This window comes from Natrinema longum (assembly GCF_017352095.1).
GTDB lineage: Archaea > Halobacteriota > Halobacteria > Halobacteriales > Natrialbaceae > Natrinema > Natrinema longum.
Map to the genome: position 1 here is coordinate 3238564 of NZ_CP071463.1, position 22083 is coordinate 3260646.

Here is a 22083-nt window from a genome sequence, read left to right on the forward strand (position 1 = left end):
AGCACCGAGTCGTCGACGACGTCCCCGTCGGTAGACGGCGAAGCAACGATGCCGTCGGCAACGTTTACTATCACACGGTGACGACCTGGGAGACGAATGGCCGACGAGAGCGTCGAATACCCGGAACTGGTCGACGTCCTTCGATACGAGACGACAGCGGGGGCCAGCTATCGGTCGGTTCCAGCGGGAGAGGGGAAACGAATCGTGGCCGTCCACGAAGACGAAGTACGAAAGCAGCTGTGGGTCCGACGGATCGTTCTGGGAGTCGTCGCAGCCACGGTGGTTGCTTTTGGAGTCCTGACGGGAAACGCGCTTCTGGGCACGATCGGTGCCGGTATCGTCCTCGTCGCCGCCTGGCAAACCGATGCCGACCACTCGGCGGCGATACCGGACCTGGTCGACGAACGGATCCGACACGAGCGGGCATCGTCGACGTACGATATCGACACGCACACGACGGACCCCTGGAACGACGAGGAGTAACGTGACACTCCGTCGAATTCGATCGGGTTCTCGACGAGCGGTCACCGAACGGGAGGACCGAGTCGTTTTTGATCGGGCCGCCGAAACGTGCGCTCGTGCTGTCGGTCGAACTTCACACGCACTCGTCGTTGTCCTACGACGGCCGCGATCCGATCGAACTCATCCTGGAGCAAGCGGAAGCCGTCGGACTCGACGCGATCGCAGTGACGGACCACGACGAAATCGACGCTAGCCTCGAGGCCGTCGAGCGCGCCCCCGAGTACGGCCTGGTCGGCATTCCCGGGATGGAGATCTCGAGCAAGGCGGGCCACGTCCTGGGACTGGGGGTCGAGGAGGCCATCCCGCCAGGCCTGTCGTTCGAATCGACGCTCGAGGCGATCCACGAGCAGGACGGGCTCGCGGTGATCCCCCACCCGTTTCAGGAGTCACGCCACGGGGTGATGGCCCGGATCTCCCGCGAACAACTCGCCATGGGGGACGCGATCGAAGTCTACAACTCCCGGCTGTTCACCGGCCGGGCGAACCGGCAAGCCGAACGCTACGCGCGGTCGCGGGACCTGCCCATGACTGCCGGCAGCGACGCCCACATCAGCGAGATGGTCGGACAGGCGGTCACCCGCGTCGACGCCGAGGATCGCTCGGCCGCCGCGATCCTCGCAGCGATCGCTGACGGGCGAACGACCGTCGAAGGGAAGCGAACGCCGTGGCGGATCAGCATCCAGCAGTTCGCCGGCGGCGTCACGCGACGACTGAGTCACGTTTTGAAACTCGTCCGATGACAGAACCACACCTTCGCGGTACCGACCCGACGACCGTCCGCGACGCGCTCGAGCGTGGCGACTCCCTCCCCGGAACCGCCGGCTTCGCAGGGGTGGTCGACGACCTGCTCGTTCGCGACGTCCTCGGACGGGTGCCGCTGTTCGTCGACGACGGAGCCGATACGGACGCGACCCGAAACTGGGCGTTCGAGCCGAGCGCACTCGAGGAACCGACGCTCGTTCCGGCCGGTGGGGCCACGGCCGTCGACGGTCCACTCCCCGAGCCGGAATCCCAGTGGTCGCTGCCCGATCCCGAGCCCGTCGCCCACGAGGCCGCACTCGAGGGACTCGAGACGGCGATCGAAACGGCGGCCGACGCCGTCGACTCGGCAGATCGCGATATCGCCGTCGCGTTCTCGGGGGGCGTCGACTCGGCGCTGGTCGCCGAACTCCTCGACGCGCCGCTGTACGTCGTCGGCTTCCCCGACAGCCACGACGTCGAGGCCGCGCGGACGGCCGCCGACGCGATGGGACGCGATCTCACCGTCGTCGACCTCGAGCCGGCCGACCTCGAGCGTGCGGTTCCCCGGGTCGCCCGAGCGACCGGGCGGACGAACGCGATGGACGTCCAGATCGCCCTTCCGCTGTCTCTGGTCGGCGAACGCGTCGCCGCGGACGGGTTCGACGCGCTCGCGGTCGGCCAGGGGGCCGACGAACTGTTCGGCGGCTACGAGAAGGTCGTCCGGCTCGATCATCGGGTCGACGCCGAGACGGTTCGGGGAGCCGTCCGGGAACAGATTCGGAGCCTGCCCGATCAGCTTCCACGGGACGTGCTGACGATCGAAGCGACTGGTCTCGAGCCGGTCGCACCGTTCCTCCACGACGCCGTGGTCGAGGCGGCGCTCCGACTCCCGGACGAGCTACTGGCCGACGAGGACGAACGAAAGCGCGGGTTCCGACGGGTTGCGGCCGAGTATCTGCCGGCGGACGTCGCCAGCAGGGACAAGAAAGCGGTCCAGTACGGCAGTCTCGTCGCGCGCGAACTCGATCGGCTGGCCCGGCAGGCCGGCTACAAGCGCCGGATCGACGATCACGTCAGCAAGTACGTCGCCGCGCTGTGCTCGGACGGCCCGACGCGACGCGAGTGAGCCGGCCCCCCGTTCCGAGTGACCGGCGACCCCAGACGGGTCGTGGGTTCCCCGGCACTGACTGGCGGCGATCCGCCCGCCCCGTCGTCAGGACGGCAGCGGACAGAGGCTCGCGGTGAAAACCACCGTCTCGTCGGTCTCGTTTCGCGCGCCGTGGGCGACGCCGCGCTCGTGATGGACGACGCCGGGCGCGTCGATCCGCGCGCGTTCGTCGTCCTGTATTACGGTCACCGTTCCCTCGAGTACGTGGAAGACGTTCGTACTCCCGGGATGATCGTGGGCCTCGAGTTCGCCACCGGGACCGAGGGCGAACGCCTTGACGAGTACGTCGTCGCTGACGACCAGTTCCGCGGTTTCGACCTCGCCGTCGGCGGGCTCGAGGTCGGCGATGGCATCGGCGTCGGTATCGAGCATGTGGGTCGATTCGGTCGAGCGCACTATAACAGCACTGGAAGCGCGAAGCGGAAGGAGACCGGCGCGGACGTCCCTGTAGCGACCGGGCGCTCAGACGGTCTACTGTAACCCATTCCCTGTAGCGACCGGGCGCTCAGACGGTCTACTGTAACCCATTCCCGGTAGGACCGGGATCGCCCTGCGGTCCCTCCGGGGAATCGTTACGACAACCCGTCTCAGTCTTCGGTCTCGGTCGGCAGCTTGTTCGTGGGTTCGTGCGTGACGTTCTCCGAGACCCGGCGGCGGTTTTGCTCGCCGATCCGGTCTGCGACCTCGCCGACGACGTCCTCGAGGTGGCTCTGAACCTCGCTGTCGTCGTCCTTGACGAGTGCCCCCTCGCTACCGTCGGCACCGAAGTCGGGATGGATCGGGATCCGGCCCAGCAACGGCACGTCGTACTGGTCGACGATGGTATCCGCACCGCTGGTCCCGAACAGCCCGTGCTGGTCGCCACAGGACGGACAGATAAAGGAACTCATGTTCTCGACGACGCCCAGCACCGGGGTGTCGTGTTTGTTGAACATCTGGATCCCCTTTCGGGTGTCGTCCAGTGCCATCTCCTGGGGCGTCGTGACGACGACCGAGCCCGCTACCGGCATCGACTGCAGCAGGTTCAACGTCGCGTCGCCGGTGCCCGGCGGCAGATCCACGATGAGGTAGTCCAGCTTGCCCCACTCGACGCCCTCGAGGAACTTCATCATGAACTTGTTGACCATCGGCCCACGCAAGATCGCGGGGTCGTCGTCCTCCTCCATCATGATTCCCATACTGATGACGCGGACGCCGTCCGAGCGCGGCGGGACGATTTCCTCGTTGGGTGTGACGCCGGGTTCGCTCTCGACGGGGAGGATCTGCGGGATGTTCGGGCCGTGAATGTCGGCGTCGAGCAGCCCCACCATCGCACCGCGTTTCTCGAGTCCGGCCGCGAGGTTGGCCGCGACCGTCGTCTTGCCGACGCCGCCTTTACCGGAGGAGACCGCGATGACGTTGCGAACTCGCGGCAGAACCTCGTCGTCGAACCCATGTTCCTCGCCGACGTGTGCTCGCAGGTCGGGCTCGAGGCCGGCGTCCTCGATGACCTCGCGGATCCGATTGCCAAGTTCCAGTTCGGAGGGGGCATACGGCGCGTTGAACGCGAGCGAGATCCGGGCGGTCTCGTCGTCGATCGTGACGTCGTTGACCAGCCCCAACGAGACGATGTCCTCGCCGATGTCCGGGTCCTCGACCTCCTCGAGTTTGATTTCGAGTTCGTGTTCTGTGATGCTCATAGTGACTGTGTGCTAGCCGATTAGAGGGTGTCGAACGGGATACGTGTGATGGTTCGAAACTCGAGAGTCACCGGAGTCGACACGCTGGCGACGCGGTCGAGCGCGAAAAAATGAACGCGGTGTTCGGATGCGGTTCGTGACGGTTACGGCGGACCGACGCTGCTGAACGGTTCGGGCACGCCACCGTAGAAGACGAAGCCGATCAGCATGGTCAGGACGAACATCCCGACCCACATCGACGTCGTCAGGCCGACGAGGTAGCTCACACCGAGCAGTCCGGACTTCGTGTCGCGGGGCTCACCGAGGAACCACGCCGCGATCATGATGTAAACCGGAACCAGGATGACCGCGAAGATGATCCAGGTCCCCTCGTTGGCGAAGCCGGTGAAGCCGCTCGTTCCGTCGTAGCCGTGGTACAGGAGCGTCGACGCCACTGTCAATGCTGAACTCATGCTTCCACCTCCGGTTCGGTTGCTTCCTCACTGTGCTCGTGGTCGCCGCGCAGGTGTTGGATCGCGTGGAGTTCGACCACTGGGACGAGCTTCGAGAGGTTGAGGAATAAAAGTGCAACCAGCGCAGTCGTCCCAACGAGCGAGAGCCACTCGATCGCGCTCGGGAAGTAGGTCCCGGGCGTGTTGGCGTAGATGTCGAAGGTCGGGTGCAGGAAGCCTTCGACGACGAAGAGGATCTTCTCGGTCAGGGTCCCGGTGAGGATGATCGCACTGGCGAGAAGCGCTCGCTTCTTACTGAACAGGGCTGGACGGATCCCCTGCAGGAAGATGTAGACGAGTGTACCGAACATCATCGCCATCGCAACTCGGTAAGCCGGGTGGGCGATCTTCGCCTCGATTGCGACCGCCTTGTTGGTCGGACCGAGGAAGACGCCGTTGATGATCGTCTGGAGCTGGAACCACAGGAACAACAGGGTGAAGAACCCGAGCCAGAGGAGCATCCCGCGGAAGATGTCGTCGGTGATGATGTGGTCCCAGTCGTAGGCTCGGCGGAACGCGTAGGAGATGATCGTGATGCCGCTGATCGCCGACATCAGGGCGATACTGAGGAACATCGGCCCCTGAATCGCGCCGGTCCAGCCGGGCATCGCCGGCAGGAGCGCGAACAGCCACGGGATCACGCCGCCGTGGAGCAAGAGCGGGGCCATGATGATGACTGCAGCGGCGAGCCACCAGACCATCCGATCGATGACCTGGTCTTCCTTCTTCGTGTAGCCGATGGTCATCAGCTTGTAGACCGGCTCGAACATATCCGGCAGATCGTCTCGCAGACGGGTGATGTCATAGCGTAGCGTCAGGCCGAGGTACGTCGCCGACAGCACGAAGTAGGCCGTGATGACGGTCACGTCCCACACGAGCGGCGAGTTATTGACCGTGATGTGGTAGTGTCCGATGACGCTCGTCACCATCCGGTCCGGACGGCCCATGTGGACCAGGATGTAGAAGCCGGCGGCCGAGAGGCCACCGATCGTCGTCATCTCCGCGAGGCGCGCGACCGGCATGTATCGGTCCATGCCCAGCAGGCGGACGGCGGCCGAGAGGATGATCCCGCCGTGTGCCACCCCGACCCACCAGATGAACGCGCCGATGTACAGGCCCCACGTCGAGCCGCCACCGCTCCCCCAGTCGCCGAGACCGGTGACGACCAGCCCCTTCTGGAGCTGGACCGCCCAGGCGATGAGGAAGGCAACGAGGCCCAGTGCCGCGACACCGTACAAGATGAAGTACTTCTTCGTGAGCGTGTTGATGGGCCGGAGAATGTCCGCTTCTGATGGCTCCTTCGTGCTCATAGCGACACCCCGTCAACACGACCGATCGTTTCTTCGTCGAGAGCCTCCTGGCGCTTGTCGAGGAGGTCCTGATCCTCGTACTTGGTCGGTCCTTCGACCTGATAGGCCTCCGGTCCGGGTTGCTGGCCGAGGTAGGTGACGTTCGGGTTCGTCCCGATGTCCTCGAGCAACTGGAACGAACTCGGGTCGCCAGCGTACTGTTCGAGTCGGAACTGGGCCTGCTGTTCGCTGCCATCGCCGAGTCCCAGTTCGGCGTACGCCTCCTCGGTCTCGAGGTCGACGTACTGCTCGAAGGCCTCGACGGCCGCGAGAATCTGCTGTTCGCCTTCGAGAATAGAGTTGTTCTCACTGTCACCGGGCTCCATCCCCTCGCTGACAATTTCGATCGACTTCATGACCGCGAGGATGTCCGAGGTGAGGCCGTCGATATTCTCGATTGCGGTCTCGAGGTCGTCGCCGTCGCTGAGGGCCTCGTTGACCTGATCCGCCGACGGAGCGGATTTGGTACTTTCGACGCTGTTCACCAGGTGAATGATCGCGCGACTCTTGGTCGGGTGCTCGCGGTGCTGGGACGGATCGCTGGCCTCGTCTTTGACGTTGCCAAACTGGATCGCGCCCGGCGGGCAAGCGGATTCGCAGGCAGTCGTTCCGACCTTCTCCTCTCCCTGTTTGCCGTCCTGCATGGACGGACACATCGTACACTTGCTCATCACACCGCGGGGTGCGCGACTGTCGACCCACCGCTCGCCGTGTTCGTACTCGGCGTGGGTGATCTCGTCGGGATCCTCCGGATCCTCGTTCCCGTCGATGTCCTCGTAGTCGACGCTCGGTTCGTCCCACTGGAAGTAGTTGACGCCGTAGGGACAGGCGACCTGACAGTACCGGCAGCCGATACAGACGTCGTAGTCGGTCAGGACGAGTCCGTCCTTGTCGCGGGTGTGACGGGCCGTCGTCGGACAGACCTTCTCACAGGGGGCATCCGTGCAGTGCTGGCACGGACGCACGAGCATATTGAAGTCGCTCCCCATGTTGAAGTCGGTGTAGACGTCGGTCCCGCCGTCTTCTCCGGGCCCCCCGTTGTTCTCGTCCTCCCAGGCCATGACGTACATCCAGTTGACCCCTTTGTCGATGTCGTTCTCCTGTGTACAGGCTGTCATACAGGTCAGACAGCCGTCACAGCGCTCGAGGTCGATCGTCATCCCCCACTGGGTGTCCGATTCCTCGGTAGTCTCCTGTCGGGGTCCGTGCCCTCCTTCGGCCGCCGCGAGGGGTTCTTCCCCGTCGTCGGCGGTCCCCCAGGCACCGAGCCCGACGGCCGCCGCGCCGACGCCCATCTTCTTCATCGTTTCGCGACGGGTCTCGTCGCCGTCGCCGTCGAAGGCGTCGAGCATGTTGGAGACGGTGCCGCTTGCCTCCTCTTGGGCCGCTTCGTAGGCCTCTTTGGTCGGGCGCTGGTCCTCGCCGAACTCCTCCATCACGTCCTCGTGATAGCGTTCGTGGAATTCGGCTTCGGAGAGTTCGCCCTTCGTGACCCGCATCGCGTCCTGGGCCATCTCCATACCGAGTTCGTTGTCGTACTCGGTATCGTCGAGCATCGCCTCGAGGTCGTCCTCCCACTCTTTTCCGAGCGGATGGAATGATTCATCGTCCGTGCTCATTAGATCAGAACACCTCTGAATATGACGCTGGTGTCATGCCGGAGGTACTCGACGGCATGCACTTGAAATCGTTCATTTGTGGATCCTCATTCCCCGTCTCACAACCGTACTTTGATGTACTATCGAGTCGATTTCCAATACGTGAGAACCAACGCGAATATGTTCGTGAGTATTTAAGTAGGTGGCGGATCTTCTATCCGCCTCCGTCCACCCCGTTCGAAGCGACCAGCGTGTCTAAATCGCTCCAGCGCCGACGCTCGAGGAGGAAACTGGGAGGGCAGCAGGATCGGTGAGAGAGCAACGCCAAAACACGAGCGAACACGGCGGCCCCTGATCCGGTGTGCCCAGTGGATCGATCAACTCGTCGCGAGTTGCTCTTCGAGCGATTCCTCGCGGTCGATGTTGGGGAGGTCCTCGACGAACCGCTTGATGATCGCCTCTTCCGCCCGGTGGAGCGTTTCGCTACAGGTCGACTTGGCGATGTCGAGGTGGCCCGCGAGGTCGGTCAGCGAACAGCGCCGCGGGGTGTCGTAGTACCCCTCGTCGACGGCGGCCGCGACGACCTCGAGCTGGCGCTCCGAGAGGAGTTGGCTCTCGTGGAGCCGCTCGCGTACGTGTTCGATCCGATACTGGAGGCCGAAGTGTTCGAGCTGTTCGGCGAGTTCGGCCAGCCGTTCCCGGGAGCCAGTGACCTCGATCGACGCCTCGCCGTCCTGAATCTCGACCGGGAGCTCGATCGGCATCCCCGACTCTCGAGAGGAAAACATCAGGAGGGGCACCGTCGTCTCGAAGTGAACCGTCGCCTCGTTGTCGCTCCACTGGGCGAGCGTGATTTCGGTGAGCTGTGGGTGGTCGTTCATCGCCTCGATCACTTCGGGGACCGCCGGACCGGAAACCCGGACGAGTGCGAATCCGGACTCCGTCCCCGGGACGGCTGCAAGGACCCGAAAGGTCGCCGCTGGATACTCCGTCGATATCTGTTGAATCCAGATCTCCTCGGGCATTGTGAGAGTAAGGGTTGCTTGGGCCATACGAACGTGTTCCGTTCGAATCTATATACTGGTGGTTACGAATATGTTCGGTAGGTTCCCACCCGCCGGGAAGACTGTGGTACTCGAACACGTTCGGACGAACGACCAACGGATCGCGGGCCGAACGTGGAACCAATGGCAACCAAACCGACCGATCGAACGCTGGACGTCAGGGAGATCGATGGCCCGCCGTTCGACGACATCATCGCCGCACTCGGGGACCTCGAGTCCGACCAACGACTGCGGTTGATCGCGCCGTTCGAACCCAGACCGCTCTACGAGGAACTCGACGAGCGTGGGTTCGCCCACGAGAGCGTGGAACGCGACGGCGGCGTCTGGCACGTTCTCATCGAATCCGCGTAGCCGGCCGAGGCGAAGCGCGAATATGTTCGCACAAAGGCCGATGGCCGACTCGGACCCAGGAAGAACTACATGACACGACTCGATGTCAGAGAGATCCCGCCGGTGAACCGCCATCCGAAGATCCACGACGAGTTCGACGCCCTCGAGCCGGGCGAGACGTTGACGATCGTCAACGATCACGAACCCAAGCCGCTGTTCTACGAGTTCGAGGCGGAGGTCGAGGCGTTCGACGCCGATGGCTACGAGGTCGAACGGGTCGCCCCCGACGAGTTCGTCGCCAGGTTCCCGAAACAGGAGGCGTAGCTCCGGGAACGTCGCCGGTCCCGTCGAGGAAGCTCCGGTAGTCCCCTCCGATCCCCTGCCCGGAGGAACATGTACGGGGAAAAGATAGTAAGCGACCGACCGAACAGTTATGCATGCAGTCGCTCACTAGCGTCGTCGACCGGACCGCCGCACCGAGTGATCGACCCCAGGAGCACCTCGACGTGCGGTCGCTCGGCCCGCCGAATCCGCTCCAGCAGACGCTCGAGCGACTCGTCGAGCTGCCCGACGAGACCGTTCTGGTCCAGCAAAACGACCGGGTTCCCCAGTTCCTGTTCCCGAAATTGGACGACCGCGGTTACCGATACGAGACGGTCGAGCGCGACGACGACGTCGTGACCGTCATCTGGCGTGGAGACTGACGGACGAACGCGACAGAGACGCCGCTCGCTCGAGTCGCCACGATGGGATCGAGTGGTTCGATCGCACCGGGGACGAGCAACGTTCCCGAAACCTTTTGCTCCAGGCGGCAAGCATATCTAGTATGAACGAGTCGTTACTGGATATCCTCTGCTGTCCGCTCGACAAACACGATCTGGAACTCGAGGACGCCGAGTACGACGACGACGACGTCGTCGGCGGCGACCTCGTCTGTACGGAGTGCGGAGAGGCCTACCCGATCGAAGACGGGATCCCGAACCTGTTGCCGCCGGATATGCGCGAGGAGACGCCGGCCTGAGGCCGCTCCGATCATGTCCGTGACCGAGGTCACCGTCCACGTCAATCGCGAGGCGGCCAACACGCTCGCGCCGGCCGCGACCGCCCTCGAGACCAGCGAGTCGTTCACGCTCCTTCTGGACGGCCACGAGACGCCCGCCCACGTTCACTGTCGCCTCGAGGGAGACCTCGGTCGAATCGCATCGCTCGATGGATCGAACTACTACATCGAACCGGGTACTGTCACGCCCGTCCCGATCGCCGTCGATACTGGCGGTATCGACAGGCCCGTCGACGGTCACCTCGAAGTGGTAACCGGCTACGGCTCCGAATCCGTCTCGATCGACGTCACCGTCCTTCCCGGCCCACCGAACGTCGACGTCGACGAGTCGCTCGCGAAACCCGCTCGATCGGAGCCGGACCCGACGACGCTCGAGCGAGGGCTGGATCGGGTGCCCGGCGCAATCGGTTTCGAGCCGGCGACGCTCGGGGTACTGGCACTCGGAGTGGTCGCGATCGGTATCGCGGCGCTGACGACGGCCACGATCGGCGGGCCCGTCGCAACGGCCGGCATGGCGATCGTCCTCGTCGGTACCGTCGTCGCACTGTTCTTGCTGGTTCGGTAACACGGCGACCGCGGCCAGGCGGTCAGTCGTCGACTCGCGTGGCCTCGAGTTCGCCCTCGTCGTCGAATCGCTTGGCGCGGAGGTATCGTGCCCGGTATCGGTTCGCACCGTCGTAGACGTCAGCCTCGCGTATGTCCTCGGTTCGGTCCTCCGCGACGGCGTCGATCAGTTCCTCGAGTTGATTCAGTTCGCTGGTCGTGAGTTCGAGTTCGTAGGTGTGTTCCGTCTCGGACTCGAGGGTCGTCCACTTGCGAGCGGCGGCGACCACGAGCGAGCACGGCTCGCGACAGGGGAAGGGGCCGTCACCGCCGTCGGCGTCGAGTTCGTCGCCCGCCTCGTACTGCCACTCCCGGCGGCGGAGACACTGGGAATCGACGCAGCAGGCCTCTGCCATCCACTCGACGGCCTCCCGAGGGAGTTCGTCGATCACGTCGTAGATCCCCGTCTGTCGCTCGGCGGTCTCGAGCCAGTGATCGACGTCGAGGTTCCCCTGCAGTTCGCGGTGCCAGTTGGCGACCGTCGCGGGATAGAAGAACTCGACCGTCTCGACGAGGGCCGCGCCCGAGAGCCCGGTGAAGGCCCAGCCGGCGGGCAGCGTCGGCGCGGTCTTCAGCGGCCGGTAGCGACCGTCGTCGTCGTAGGTCGCGAGCTCCCGCGCATCGCGGGGGTCGTCGTAGACCTCGAGGGCCGCGATGTCGCTGCCGGCGTCGTCGACGTGCCACAGGTCGTAGACGCGCTCCCCGTCGGGGTCGTCGATGTCGACGAAGCGAGCCGTGATCGATAGCTGGCCCCACTCGCGGTCGATGCCGTCCCGGAGGGCGTCGTAGCGCTCGGGCACTGCGAGGGGCTCTCCACCGGCGTCCGCGTCGCCTTCACTGCGCTCGCTCCAGGGACCGGTCGTCGCGTGGTCAGTCTCGGCGTCCGCGAGCGGTGCTCGTTCACACCACCGGAGGAACGCGCGGCGGGCAGTGCCCTCCCCGCCGACTCGATCCTGCCAGTACCGCCAGTTCGTCACGTACTCCTCGCAGGATTCGAGTGCGTGGTGCAACTCGGTCTCGTCGAGGCCGGTCCACTCGTTGTCCGGCGTCTCGAGGCGGTATCCGTCGTCGGATTCGTCGACGTGCAGGCCGTCGAACGCGACGCCCGCGGCTGCGTGTTCGAGCAGCGTCTCGAGGTCGTCCGTCGCCACGGTCACGTGTCAGTCCCCCGTACCCGTTCCCGCGCTCGGTTCGGGACCCGTGTCGGCGACCGAGGCGGCCAGTTCGCGGACCGCCTCGCGAGCGTCGCCGATATCGGCACCGGCGTCCGCCGCCCGCTCGAGGACGACGTCGGCCATCAGGTCCTCGGTGCCGACCGCGCCGGTGTACCAGATCCGGTGGCCGTCGACCGCGGCCGGTACGTCCCACCCGAGTCGGTAGTCCTCGGTCAGGCCCATGTCCTCGGGGATGTCCTCCTGGGTGTGGTAGCCGTCGGCGATAAAGAGCGGCACGACGACGATATCCTCGCTCTCGAAGTAGTCCGTCACGTCGTCGACTTCGGGCTCCTCGTCCATGAACAGCGCCTTCACCTCGTCGAAGCGGTCGCGGTCGGCGATTCGGTCGCTGTGATATTTGATCGCCTTCGCGGAGTTCTCGTTTCGATCGGTCCCGTGGCCGACGACGGACAGGCCGAATCCCTCGCCGACGTCCGGATCTTCGGTCGCGGTCTCGGCGCGCTGGACGATCACGTCCGTCATCGCGTCGTGGGTCCCGACCGGTCCACAGTAGTGGATCGTCTTGCCGACGTCCTCGGCCTCGAGCGTGGCCTGCGAGGCGCTGGTCCCGTCGGACTCCCATCTGTCCGGATCCCACTCCTCGAGGCGTAGTTCGCGGGGAATGACCTCCTCGGTGAAGTAGCCCTCGCTGATGAAGAGCGGAACGACGAACACCTCGTCGGACTCGAGGGTCCGGATCACCTCGCGGAAGTGTGGTTCCTCCTTCCAGAACGCCTCGCGAACCTCGTCGAACGCACCCGTCTCGCGAATGGTGTCCGCGTGGGCGTAGGTCGGGTCCGACGCGTCTGGATTCAGATGCGATCCGTGTGCCGCGATGACCAGCGCTTGCATGGCCGGCGCTTAGGATGGAGATGGTATAGGGACTTCGCTGCCGGACCTCGTCGCCGGGTCCGGCGGCGGTCGTCGAACCGCGGTCGGGCCATCCGCTGCCCGTCGGCTGACGGCGGGACAGCAACCCCGGTCGCTACCGACCGTCCGTCCGAACGCCGTCCTAGAACGTCTCTTCGATGATTTCGCCGACGGCGAAGTTCGACTTGACCTCGGTCACTTCGATCTTGACGCGGTCGCCGACGTCGGCACCGGGAACGATGATGACGTAGCCGCGTTCGACCCGGGCGATACCGTCGCCCTGTTTGCCGATGTCTTCGATCTCGACGTAGCGCGTTTCGCCGACGTCGACCGGTGGCTGTGGTTCGGACGGCACACTTCCGGCCGTGGCGGTCGCCGACCCGCCGTCGGTCTCGTCCTCGTCCTCGCGGGAAATGAGCGCGACGCGGTACACGTCCCCGGGGTCGACGTCGCCGGTTTCGATTTCCTGACGCGGTACTTCGATGACGTATCGATCCTCTTCCTCGGAAACGTCCGTACTGAACAGACACAGCAGTTTTTCAGATATCTCCACAGGTAGACCCTCTATTTCAGTGCATATTCCCATCCATAATAGAACTACCGACACGGAACCACCGATCCGCCGACGGATCGGGCGCGTCCGGATCGAGCACCCCGGCAAACCGGACCGAAGCGAGAGGGCCCTCCGTTAGTCGGCGGTCTCGAGCGGGCGCGTCGTCACGAATCGAGAGAGGTCGAACTCCGTCCCCAGGTCGGCATCGGTGACCGACTCGTAGGGCCGGTTGACGACGATGTCGCCGGCGGTGCTGTCGCCGATACCGGGGATCGCGGTCAGTTCGTTCATCGAGGCCGCGTTGAGATCGAGCGGGTAGGGAACGCCGGTCACCGAGCGGTAGCCGTGATCGACGATGGCGACGTCGACCGTCTCCCCGAGTCGGCGCTCGCCCGGAATCCCGACCAGCAGCGGGTAGGTCCCCAGTTGGCGACCGAAGGTCTTGCCGTCCTGGTGGTACTCGAGGTGAACGTCCGGGAGGACGGTCCCCGGCGGGGCGACGCGCTCGAGCATGGGGTTGTCGATTTCCTCGCGGACTTGCTTCTTGTAGCGTTTGAACAGCTGTTTGTGCTCGTTCGCGATCTCGGCCCCCGTGTCGCTCATGTCGGTCCCGTCGAAGGCCATCACCTGTCGGATGTTGATCCGCCGGAGCATGTAGCCCTCGTCGTAGACGCGCTGGAGGAACGCGCGATTGCGCTCGTAGGTCTCCTCTCGTTCGCCCTTGAGGCCGTGCAGGAGGTTGATCCCGGGGAGGAGCTTCGGGAGCCGTCGCGGCGCGTCGTCACCGAAGGTGGGGGCATCTTCGGGGTCTTCACCGGGCCGCCAGCCGGCCTCCTCGTTGACGATCCGAACCGCTTCGAAACACTCCTCGGCGGTGACGTTGAGGTTGTTCTCCTCCTGGACGACCGGGTCGGCCGACTCGAGGCCGAAGGCGGCCGTGTCGCCGGGCGTGTTGTGTTCGGCGATGATCCGGATCCCCTCGCGGCTCTGCTCGGGCCACTCGACGATCGTGATGGGGTTCATGTTGTCCAGGTGGAGCGTCTCGAGGTCGGGCGCGACCTCCCGGATCCCGCTGTAGAGCTGGCGCAGGGCGTCCGGGTTGGGCGCTTCTCCGTCCCCTCCGTAGGCGAGGATGTCCGCCTGACGGCCGATCCGGAAGTGTTTGACGCCGTGGTCCGATAGCGCGTCGACCTCGCCGACGACCGTCGGCGGCGGCCGGAAGGAGGGGTTGCCGTAGAGCGGTTCCGTACAGAACGAACAGCGATACGCACAGCCCCGCGAGGTCTCGAGTTCCGCGATGAGGTACTCGGGATGGTTGGGGTGTTGGTCGACGATGAACGCACCCTCCCGGGCCCACCGCGACACCTCGTCGATGTCGCGCATGCGGTTGTTGAAGCCTTCGAGCCCGCTCTCGACGAGGTCGTAGACGGCGGCCTCGACGTCACCCTTGGCGACGAAATCGAAGTCCAGGTCCTGGCGTTCGGTCTCGGTCGCGCCGGCGTTCTCGTCGCCGACGCCGAACTTGACGGGCCCGCCCATCAGGCTGGTGCCGTTCGCGGTCCAGGCGAGCTTTCGGACTTCGTCTGGTTCGGCCGGCGTGCCGCCGACGTACTTGCCGGGAACGGTCATCCCACCGAGGTAGATCAGGAGGTCCGCCTCGTCGACGTCGCGCCAGTAGTCGGGTTCGTCGCGAAGCCGATCGATCGTGTGGTAGGTGATCCGCTCGTGCGGGACACCCGCGTCGACGAGCGCTCCCGCCGCGTACCGGGGATACGTCGAGATGTACGGCGGCACCCCGAAGTGTGCGGGCTCGTCGACGTAGCCGTCGACGATCGTCACCGACAGCGTCTCGGGGTCAGTCATGGCTCCCGGTAGCGCCTCGAGCGATAAAACGGTGACTACACGCCGTCGCTCGTGTCGACGCCGGCTCCGCCGTCCGTTCCCAAACTCCCAGTTGTACTCGATCACGGGCGCTCGCTCGAGTGACCCTCGGAGCGATGCCTGCAGTCGTGGTGGGTGAAGCCAATGTTGATTAGTTCGGCTCCGTAAGAGCCGATATGCCTCCGACAGAGGAAATCGTGTGTACTGCCGAGGATTGCTTTCTCGACATCTTCGAGAACCACTACACGTACGACGTTCCCGACGAGTTCGGCATCTCGGAGCTGTCGTGTCCGGTCTGTGGAGGGACCGACTGTCTCGAGCGGGTCGAACTCTGATCGGTGTCGCCTCGAACCACGATACCGGCGCGTTCGACCCGAAAACGGACGACGTCGTCAGACGTTTCTTTTGAAAGCATAGAAAAGGATATAATGCGGACTATCGTAGCCGTTAGTACGGTCATGTTTGCTATGTACTGCCAGGCCCTTCTCCCGGTCCCCACGACCGTCGCCACCGTCGCACGTACCGCCTGGGGTGACCCCCCGTGAGCCTCAAGAAGTTCGGTCGATCGGTCGGGAACGCACTCTATCGACAGATCGGCCGCACGAACAGTCGCCTCCAGAACCACAGATCACTCCCAGTCGACGTTCTCGAGGACGAGACCTCGTATCACGTCGTCTTCGACGCACCCGGTGCCGAGCCGGACGACGTTCAGGTCCGGTACCTTGAGGGCAACGTCAAGGTTCGAATCGACCGGTTCCGACAGTTCCACGAGGGATACGAGATGCGCTTCCCCGGTCGCGGGATGGGACTGTCCGGCGAAGCCGAGCTACCGGCCGATGCGGTCGTCGACCCGAACGCCGGAACGGCGCGGCTCAGCGAAACCGGCACGCTGAGCGTCGAAATTCCGAAAGGCTCGTCGATCGACGACGGCGGAGCCGACACGGCGGACGGGCTCGAGGAGGCCGACGAATCCGACGCCGAACCGAAACCCGACACGGATACGGAACCGGTCGCGATCGACGACTGATCACTCCCGGTCGAGGGCCATCCCCTCGACGATCTCGAAGGCCTCGTCGCCGTCGAACCGCAACGGATCGAAGGCGTCGATCCCCGACCCACCGAGTATTTCTTCCGCGATCCGCTCGCCGATCGCCGGCGCACGCATGAAGCCGTGCCCCTGGAACCCGGTCGCGACGTACAGCCCATCGGCGACCCGTCCGACCAGCGGATCGCGGTCCGGCGTCGCCGTACAGAGGCCGGCCCACGCCCGCTCGAGGCCATCGTCGTCCGTCCGCTCGAGCGCCGGCACTCGGTGTGTGACCCGTTCGAGGAGATCGTCGGCGAAGGTCGGATCCGCCGCCCGGTCGTAGGTATCGGGATCGGCCTCGCGGTGTTCGACGCCGTCGCCGGCGAGAATCCCGCCGGCGTGGGGCCGCAGGTAGAAGTCGCCGGTCGCGTCGTAACACATCGGTTCCGCGAGATCGCCGGCAGCGACGAGCGCCTGCACCCGGTAGGGTTTCACGGCGAGGGGGATACCCGCATCGTCGAGCAGGTCCCCGGTTCGAGCGCCGGCAGCCACCAGCACTGCATCGACCTCCCGTGTCGTCCCATCCGGATGGATCACCCGCGCGGGGTCCGTCCGTACCTCGACCGGCGTGTCGGTCTCGAGTGTCGCGCCGGCACCGGTGGCCGCGGCCGCGAGACAGGCCGTGTACTGAGCCGGATCGGTGTAACCCGCCGCGCCGGCGATCCCCGCGACGTCGACGTCGTCCGTTCGCAGGGACGAAAAGCGGTCCGCGAGCGTCTCGCCGTCCATTTCGAAGGCGACGATCTCGTGGTCTTGCATGCGACGTACCTGCTGGCGAATGGCGTCGGCCCCGTCGGCGTCACCGTCACGAGCGAGCCAGACGTAGGGACACTCGACGAAGGGGAACGTGTCGTCCCCGGAGAGCGCGCGGAATCGCTCGATCGCGTCGCTGGCGATCTCGGCGTCGAGCCCGTCCGCGAAGGCGTCGTAGCAGATGCCGGCCGCCCGCCCGCTCGCATCGCTCGCGACGTCGTCACGATCGTACAGAGTTACGTCCGCACCCCCGCGCGAGAGGTCGTAGGCTGCGGTCGCGCCGATGGCACCCGCACCGACGACCGCCACCTCGAGGCCGGCTCCCGCTCGAGTGAACGCGTCCGCACCGACGGCCGACTCCGGCTCGTCGGGTCCGCTCATGGCCGATCACCCGTGGCCATCGATCGGTGAAATCGACTCGAGACGCGACCGTTGGGTTCCGTGGCGTCGAGTTGCATGGACGACACTCGTGGTGCGGTCTACTTACGTCTGGGTGGTCCCGAGGAAAGACGACTGGGGGGACGAGAGGAAGGGGGGTACGACGGCAGGGGTAAGCTCCATGGTTCAGTGTCGCTTCGCCCTGCCGTACGTACGAAGACGGCGACATCCCTCATACAACTGTCCCCAAAACGATTTGGTGTTCCCGGGATCTCTCGACCGAGACGGGGAATCGGAGCGCAAAACGCCGGAAGCGACGGGACCGTCGATCAGGTGATGTACAGCGAACGCGCGATCACGAGAAAGCCCGCGAGCACCAGCAGACTCTCGAGGAGAATACCCGTCGCCAGCGGCATGGAGAACAGTTCGTACAGCATGCCAGCCAGTACCAGTCCCAACGTAACCAGACCGAACCCAAGGGCGAGATAGCCAAGCGCCGGCTGCTGGGTTCGCCGGTAGGCTTTGTACGCGAAGAACGTGATGACGCCGCCGACGATGAGAACAAGCGTCTTGACGACCGTAAGCGCGATCGCGATCGGCAGTCCCGCGGCGTCAAGCGACATGGTTGTTCGTGATTCGATATTCAATAGCGGTACCAAGAACCTTGCCGTTGCCGAACGCTATGGTGAATGTCAGCTAGCCACGTCATTCGCCGCCGGTTCGGAATCGACCCGTCCCTCGAGCGAACCGTTTAGGAGTCGGGGCACGGAGCCGATTACGATGACTCGACTGGTCGAACTCGAGGAGACGGGACCACGCAAACTCGATCCATCGGACCTCGACGACGAGAACGGCGACATCGCGGTCTGTCAGTGCGGGCTCTCGGAGTCGTTTCCGTTCTGCGATGGGAGCCACCGGCAGACGCGCGACGAGGACGACGGGACGACCTACATCTACGAGGACGGCGACCGTCGGGTCGTCGAGCGGATCGTGACGGCCGAGGGCGACGCCGCGTAGACAGTTCGCGGTCCGATCACGAGTCGACGACTGCGCGTCCCCACTGCCGACTGCACGGACGGACTCGGAGACGCGACTATTCGTCCGTCCGTCAGATCGATCGCGCCGAGTTCACGACGACGAGCGCGCTGCTCGTCGCCATCGCGACGGCGGCGAACAGCGGGTTCAGCAGGCCCGCGATCGCGAGAGGGATCGCGACCGCGTTGTACGTAAACGCCCAGCCGAGGTTCTGGCGAATTCGCCGGTGGGTGGCCGTCGCGATGTCGAACGTCTCGGCGACCGCCTCGAGGTCGTCGCCGACGATCACCGCGTCGGCCGCATCGGTCGCGAGCTTCGTCCCGCTCCCCATCGCGATGCCGACGTCGGCAGCGGCCAGTGCGGGCGCGTCGTTGCTCCCGTCCCCGACCATCGCGACGGGTCCGCGGACACGCAGCCGGTCGACGGTCTCGGCTTTCGCTTCCGGTGGGACGCCGGCGAAGACCTCGTCGACGCCGGCCAGTTCGCGGAACGAATCGGCAGCCGCCCCCTCGTCCCCGGTGAGGACGACGACCTCACGGCCCGCAGAGAGCGTCTCGAGTGCATCCTCGAGTTCCTCGCGTGGGGAATCGCCGACGACGATGACGCCGCGGGCTCGGCCGTCCCAGCCGGCGACGACCGGGACGTGGCCGGCGTCGCGGGCCTCGTCGATCCGGGGCTCGAGGGACTCGGGAACGGTGAGACCCTGCTCGCGGAGGAAGTCGGGGTGGCCGACGGTGACGCGCTGCCCGTCGACGAGCCCGCTGACGCCGCGGGCCGCTCGCTCGAACCCGTCGACTGCGCCCGCGTCGATGGGAGGGCCGTCCTCGGTTTCGGCGTCGGATGCGGCGTCGGCCACGGCGTCCGCGACCGGATGCTCGGAGAGGGCTTCGACCGCACCAGCGCGTCGGAGCAGTTCGTCGACGTCCCCGTCGGCAGCGTGGACGGCTTCGACCGCCATTCGCCCGGTCGTGAGCGTCCCCGTCTTGTCGAGAACCACGGTCTCGATCGCCGGCGCGTCCTCGAAAATCGTCTCCGCGGCGACGACGATTCCCCGCTCGGCGGCAGCCTGAATGCCCGCGGCGATCGCAAGCGGCGTCGCGAGCCCGAGCGCGCAGGGACAGGAGACGATCACGACCGTCAGCCCGACGAGCACCGCCCTCGAGACGCTCGAGCCGGTCGCGAACAACACGGCAGCCGTCCCGACAGCGAGAGCGACGACCAGCGGGACGAACACCGTCGCGAGCTTGTCGGCGAGCCGCTGGACGCCGGGCCGGGCGCTCTGGATCGACCAGAGGACGGAAACGAGCCGGTCGAGCGTACTCTCGGCCCCCTCGCCGACTTCCAGGACGATCGGGGCGTCGGTCACGACGGTGCCGCCGCGGACGAAATCGCCGGGCTCCTTCCCGACTGGCAGGGATTCGCCGGTCACGAGCGACTCGTCGATCGCGGCAGTCCCCTCGACGATCTCGCCGTCGAGGGGGACCCGTTCGCCGGGCCGCACCAGGAGCCGGTCGCCGGCGTCGACCGTCTCGAGGGGGACGGTCTCGCCGTTCTCGAGGCGGGCCTCGTCGACCTGTCGTTCGGTCAACTCCGAGAGCAACCCGGTCGCGCGGCGCTTGACGGCGCGTTCGTAGTAGCCGCCCGCGGTGACCACGAGAACGATCGCGACGGTCACGTCGAAGTAGAGATGCATGTTTCCAAGCAGCGTCGCGACGACGCTGAAGGAGTACGATCCCAACGCGGCGATCGCGACGAGCAGGTCCATGTTCGGTTGTCCCGCGCGGAGGCTCACGTACGCCCCACGGAGGATCGAGTTGCCGGTATAAAACAGGACGATCGAGGTCAGCAGCCAGATGTTGGCCGCGAGGAAGGTGCCGTCGTAGCCGCCGAAGTCGGCGACCGGCTCGAAGCCGAAGTAGGTCGGATAGAGAAACAGGACGTACCACACCATGACCATCATCCCGAAGAACACACCCAGCAGGAGGCCGATGGAATCGTCGGCCGAGCCGGCGTCGTCGCCGTCGGCCGATCGCTGGGCTGCGGTGTAGCCGTAGCCGGAGACGACGTCCGGAAGCTCATCGGCCGCGAGTCGGTCGGGATCGTAGACGAGCCGGATCGTGTCCGTCGCGTAGCTGGCGGTCGCCCCGACCACGCCGTCCTCGCGTTCGGCGGTCGTCTCGAGGAACGCCTCGCAGGTCGAACAGTGCATGCCGTCGACCGCGAGATAGGCGTCTTCGCCCTCGAGTTCGTCGAGGGGTTGCCCGGTCCCGTCGTCTCCCCCCTCCAGACGCGACCGCAGCGCCGACTCCTCGGGCGCGTCGTCGGTTCGCTCGAGCGTACGCGAGACCTCGAGACAGCCCCGACAACAGAACGAGCCGTCCACGTCGGCGTCGGTGATCGGCTCGGCGGGGGTGGGAAGCTCACAGAGGTCGCACGTCTCGGTATCGGCGGCGCTCCCGCCGTGTGCGGGATCCTGGCTTGTAGCCGCCCGTTCCGGAGACGGAACGGAGGCGTTCGTGGTCCGTGGATCCTGGCTCATCGTTAAAACGGTTGGGCGAACGGCAGCGGCAGGTGTGGCAGGTGGATTCCATACAGCATCAGTCCGTGCGAGAGGGGAATGTAGCCAAGGAGGAGGAACGCTGCGCCGAGTCCACGATGGAGGCGCAGTCGCGTCTCCGTCTCGATCGACGTCAGGGCGGTCCCGTAGACGAACAGCGTCGGGATCGTCCCGACTCCGAGCGCGGCCAGCGAGAGCGCCCCGCGAGTCGGCGATCCCAATGCGAACGCGTAGAGGTAGGCGGGGTAGATGATCGGACACGGCATGAACCCGTGGACCGCGCCGAGCGCGACGATCCCCGGCGAGGTCGCGAGCCGATCGATCCGGCTCGAGAGCAGCCCCGAAAGCCGGGCGAACAGCGAGCCGACGACGGGGAGTCCGTGGCCGGGAACGGCCGTTTGGCCCCGCAGGTAGTAGAGGCCGCTGACGATGATCGCGATCCCGACGAGAATCCCCGTTGCGCCCCTGACGCTGTCGCCGACTGCGGCGACAGCTTCGGTCGAGGCGACCGTGACCGCGCCCAGGAGGCCGAACAGGCCGCCGATCGCGGCGTAGCTTGCCGTCCGTCCGAGGTTGAACAGTGCGTGCTGGCGGACCTCGTAGCCGGAGAGCGTGTCCTCGCGGCGCTTCTCGCTCGCGGCTCCGATCCGATCGGCGTACGTCGTTACCAGCGGGCCACACATCCCCAGACAGTGTGCGCCGGCGAACAGTCCCACGACGACGAGGACGAGCAGATCCGCGTTCTCGAGGGCTACGCCGGACCCCGAAGCGGCCTCGAGTGCGAACGACGGTGACTTCGGAGCCACTGTGAGTGGTACTGGAATCATCTGGGCGAAAAGAACGCTCAGCTCGCGGTGCCGTCACCGGGATGGCCGTGTCCGTGCCCGCCATCGACCGGCGTCGTCGCGATGTACAGCGAACCAAAGATGATGAGGAGATTGACCCCACTGACGATGCCGGCGAGTGGCGAGTGGGTGATCCCGTAGACGAGTACCGGAACGAACGCGAGCAATCCGGCGGCCGCGGCGTGTCGCGGCGTGACGTTCTCGAGAGTCATATCGACGAGTGGGGGCGTAGACTGCTTAAACCGTTTCGGTGTTCCCAAGAACCGGGAAGGACGGTCGAGAATAAGTGAGGGCCCTCCCCTATC

26 protein-coding genes are annotated in these 22083 nt (G+C 65.6%); 11 read left to right on the top strand and 15 right to left on the bottom strand.

Going from position 1 to position 22083, the window contains the following annotated elements:
• Window positions 1-96: 96 nt before the first annotated feature.
• The 3 genes from J0X27_RS15995 (at window position 97) to J0X27_RS16005 (ending at window position 2389) form a co-directional block, all read left to right on the top strand.
• Window positions 97-483 carry a hypothetical protein gene (locus J0X27_RS15995; protein ID WP_207270134.1) on the top strand — a complete coding sequence of 129 codons (387 nt, stop codon included), beginning with the start codon at window positions 97-99 and terminating at the stop codon, window positions 481-483.
• Window positions 484-578: 95 nt separating this feature from the next.
• The gene (locus tag J0X27_RS16000) at window positions 579-1262 is read left to right on the top strand and encodes a PHP domain-containing protein (protein ID WP_207270135.1); all 684 of its coding nucleotides are present in this window, start codon (window positions 579-581) and stop codon (window positions 1260-1262) included.
• A complete protein-coding gene (locus J0X27_RS16005; protein ID WP_207270136.1) occupies window positions 1259-2389 on the top strand; it encodes an asparagine synthase C-terminal domain-containing protein in 1131 nt (376 codons plus the stop codon). The genes J0X27_RS16000 and J0X27_RS16005 overlap by 4 nt, the downstream gene beginning before the upstream one ends.
• A gap of 87 nt (window positions 2390-2476) precedes the next feature.
• Here J0X27_RS16005 and J0X27_RS16010 read toward each other — a convergent pair whose 3' ends face one another.
• The 6 genes from J0X27_RS16010 to J0X27_RS16035 all read right to left on the bottom strand — a co-directional run bounded on the left by J0X27_RS16010 (window position 2477) and on the right by J0X27_RS16035 (window position 8600).
• Entirely contained in the window at window positions 2477-2803 is a 327-nt protein-coding gene (locus J0X27_RS16010; RefSeq protein ID WP_207270137.1) for a cupin domain-containing protein, read from the bottom strand.
• A 215-nt stretch (window positions 2804-3018) separates the two neighbouring features.
• Window positions 3019-4110 carry an Mrp/NBP35 family ATP-binding protein gene (locus J0X27_RS16015; RefSeq protein ID WP_097379696.1) on the bottom strand — a complete coding sequence of 364 codons (1092 nt, stop codon included), beginning with the start codon at window positions 4108-4110 and terminating at the stop codon, window positions 3019-3021.
• A 143-nt stretch (window positions 4111-4253) separates the two neighbouring features.
• Window positions 4254-4562, bottom strand: a complete 309-nt coding sequence (locus J0X27_RS16020) for a hypothetical protein (protein WP_097379695.1) — start codon at window positions 4560-4562, stop codon at window positions 4254-4256.
• Window positions 4559-5911 (bottom strand): NrfD/PsrC family molybdoenzyme membrane anchor subunit, encoded by a 1353-nt coding sequence (nrfD, locus tag J0X27_RS16025; RefSeq protein ID WP_207270138.1) that lies wholly within the window; start codon window positions 5909-5911, stop codon window positions 4559-4561. Before nrfD ends, J0X27_RS16020 begins: the two co-directional genes overlap by 4 nt.
• Window positions 5908-7569 carry a 4Fe-4S ferredoxin N-terminal domain-containing protein gene (locus tag J0X27_RS16030; RefSeq protein WP_207270139.1) on the bottom strand — a complete coding sequence of 554 codons (1662 nt, stop codon included), beginning with the start codon at window positions 7567-7569 and terminating at the stop codon, window positions 5908-5910. Before J0X27_RS16030 ends, nrfD begins: the two co-directional genes overlap by 4 nt.
• Window positions 7570-7925: 356 nt before the next feature.
• Window positions 7926-8600 carry a helix-turn-helix domain-containing protein gene (locus J0X27_RS16035; RefSeq protein WP_207270140.1) on the bottom strand — a complete coding sequence of 225 codons (675 nt, stop codon included), beginning with the start codon at window positions 8598-8600 and terminating at the stop codon, window positions 7926-7928.
• A gap of 135 nt (window positions 8601-8735) precedes the next feature.
• On the opposite strand from J0X27_RS16035, the gene J0X27_RS16040 reads away from it, so the two are divergent.
• From J0X27_RS16040 to J0X27_RS16060, 5 genes are all read left to right on the top strand, one after another.
• Entirely contained in the window at window positions 8736-8963 is a 228-nt protein-coding gene (locus J0X27_RS16040) for a DUF2249 domain-containing protein (RefSeq protein ID WP_207270141.1), read from the top strand.
• Between the two features lie 69 nt (window positions 8964-9032).
• Complete coding sequence (locus J0X27_RS16045; RefSeq protein WP_207270142.1) at window positions 9033-9266, top strand: DUF2249 domain-containing protein; 234 nt, start codon at window positions 9033-9035, stop codon at window positions 9264-9266.
• A gap of 113 nt (window positions 9267-9379) precedes the next feature.
• Window positions 9380-9646 (top strand): DUF2249 domain-containing protein, encoded by a 267-nt coding sequence (locus J0X27_RS16050; RefSeq protein WP_207270143.1) that lies wholly within the window; start codon window positions 9380-9382, stop codon window positions 9644-9646.
• A gap of 122 nt (window positions 9647-9768) precedes the next feature.
• Window positions 9769-9963 carry a methytransferase partner Trm112 gene (locus J0X27_RS16055; protein ID WP_207270144.1) on the top strand — a complete coding sequence of 65 codons (195 nt, stop codon included), beginning with the start codon at window positions 9769-9771 and terminating at the stop codon, window positions 9961-9963.
• A gap of 13 nt (window positions 9964-9976) precedes the next feature.
• Window positions 9977-10567 (top strand): DUF7524 family protein, encoded by a 591-nt coding sequence (locus J0X27_RS16060; RefSeq protein WP_207270145.1) that lies wholly within the window; start codon window positions 9977-9979, stop codon window positions 10565-10567.
• A 22-nt stretch (window positions 10568-10589) separates the two neighbouring features.
• Here J0X27_RS16060 and J0X27_RS16065 read toward each other — a convergent pair whose 3' ends face one another.
• From J0X27_RS16065 to J0X27_RS16080, 4 genes are all read right to left on the bottom strand, one after another.
• The gene (locus J0X27_RS16065) at window positions 10590-11762 is read right to left on the bottom strand and encodes a DR2241 family protein (protein ID WP_207270146.1); all 1173 of its coding nucleotides are present in this window, start codon (window positions 11760-11762) and stop codon (window positions 10590-10592) included.
• A gap of 3 nt (window positions 11763-11765) precedes the next feature.
• Complete coding sequence (locus J0X27_RS16070) at window positions 11766-12671, bottom strand: CbiX/SirB N-terminal domain-containing protein (protein WP_207270147.1); 906 nt, start codon at window positions 12669-12671, stop codon at window positions 11766-11768.
• A gap of 160 nt (window positions 12672-12831) precedes the next feature.
• Window positions 12832-13242: a TRAM domain-containing protein gene (locus tag J0X27_RS16075; RefSeq protein ID WP_097379685.1), complete on the bottom strand. Its 411-nt coding sequence runs from the start codon at window positions 13240-13242 to the stop codon at window positions 12832-12834.
• 135 nt (window positions 13243-13377) lie between these two features.
• Window positions 13378-15105 (bottom strand): radical SAM protein, encoded by a 1728-nt coding sequence (locus J0X27_RS16080; protein WP_207270148.1) that lies wholly within the window; start codon window positions 15103-15105, stop codon window positions 13378-13380.
• Between the two features lie 194 nt (window positions 15106-15299).
• Here J0X27_RS16080 and J0X27_RS16085 point away from each other — a divergent pair, with 194 nt between their 5' ends.
• Both J0X27_RS16085 and J0X27_RS16090 read left to right on the top strand, forming a co-directional pair.
• Window positions 15300-15458, top strand: a complete 159-nt coding sequence (locus tag J0X27_RS16085; protein ID WP_207270149.1) for a DUF7559 family protein — start codon at window positions 15300-15302, stop codon at window positions 15456-15458.
• Between the two features lie 206 nt (window positions 15459-15664).
• Window positions 15665-16150 (top strand): Hsp20/alpha crystallin family protein, encoded by a 486-nt coding sequence (locus J0X27_RS16090; RefSeq protein WP_207270150.1) that lies wholly within the window; start codon window positions 15665-15667, stop codon window positions 16148-16150.
• On the opposite strand, the gene J0X27_RS16095 is transcribed toward J0X27_RS16090, so the two are convergent.
• Together J0X27_RS16095 and J0X27_RS16100 are read right to left on the bottom strand one after the other, a co-directional pair.
• Complete coding sequence (locus tag J0X27_RS16095) at window positions 16151-17344, bottom strand: NAD(P)/FAD-dependent oxidoreductase (RefSeq protein WP_207270151.1); 1194 nt, start codon at window positions 17342-17344, stop codon at window positions 16151-16153.
• Between the two features lie 326 nt (window positions 17345-17670).
• Window positions 17671-17964 carry a DUF7521 family protein gene (locus tag J0X27_RS16100; RefSeq protein WP_207270152.1) on the bottom strand — a complete coding sequence of 98 codons (294 nt, stop codon included), beginning with the start codon at window positions 17962-17964 and terminating at the stop codon, window positions 17671-17673.
• A 157-nt stretch (window positions 17965-18121) separates the two neighbouring features.
• On the opposite strand from J0X27_RS16100, the gene J0X27_RS16105 reads away from it, so the two are divergent.
• Complete coding sequence (locus tag J0X27_RS16105; RefSeq protein ID WP_207270153.1) at window positions 18122-18358, top strand: CDGSH iron-sulfur domain-containing protein; 237 nt, start codon at window positions 18122-18124, stop codon at window positions 18356-18358.
• 91 nt (window positions 18359-18449) lie between these two features.
• On the opposite strand, the gene J0X27_RS16110 is transcribed toward J0X27_RS16105, so the two are convergent.
• From J0X27_RS16110 to J0X27_RS16120, 3 genes are read right to left on the bottom strand one after another with little or no spacing between them, the layout of a single operon-like run.
• Window positions 18450-20915, bottom strand: coding sequence for a heavy metal translocating P-type ATPase (locus J0X27_RS16110; RefSeq protein ID WP_207270154.1), 2466 nt, complete (start codon window positions 20913-20915; stop codon window positions 18450-18452).
• A 2-nt stretch (window positions 20916-20917) separates the two neighbouring features.
• Window positions 20918-21760, bottom strand: a complete 843-nt coding sequence (locus tag J0X27_RS16115; RefSeq protein WP_207270155.1) for a sulfite exporter TauE/SafE family protein — start codon at window positions 21758-21760, stop codon at window positions 20918-20920.
• A 17-nt stretch (window positions 21761-21777) separates the two neighbouring features.
• Window positions 21778-21990 carry a DUF8131 family protein gene (locus tag J0X27_RS16120; protein WP_207270156.1) on the bottom strand — a complete coding sequence of 71 codons (213 nt, stop codon included), beginning with the start codon at window positions 21988-21990 and terminating at the stop codon, window positions 21778-21780.
• Window positions 21991-22083: the final 93 nt, after the last annotated feature.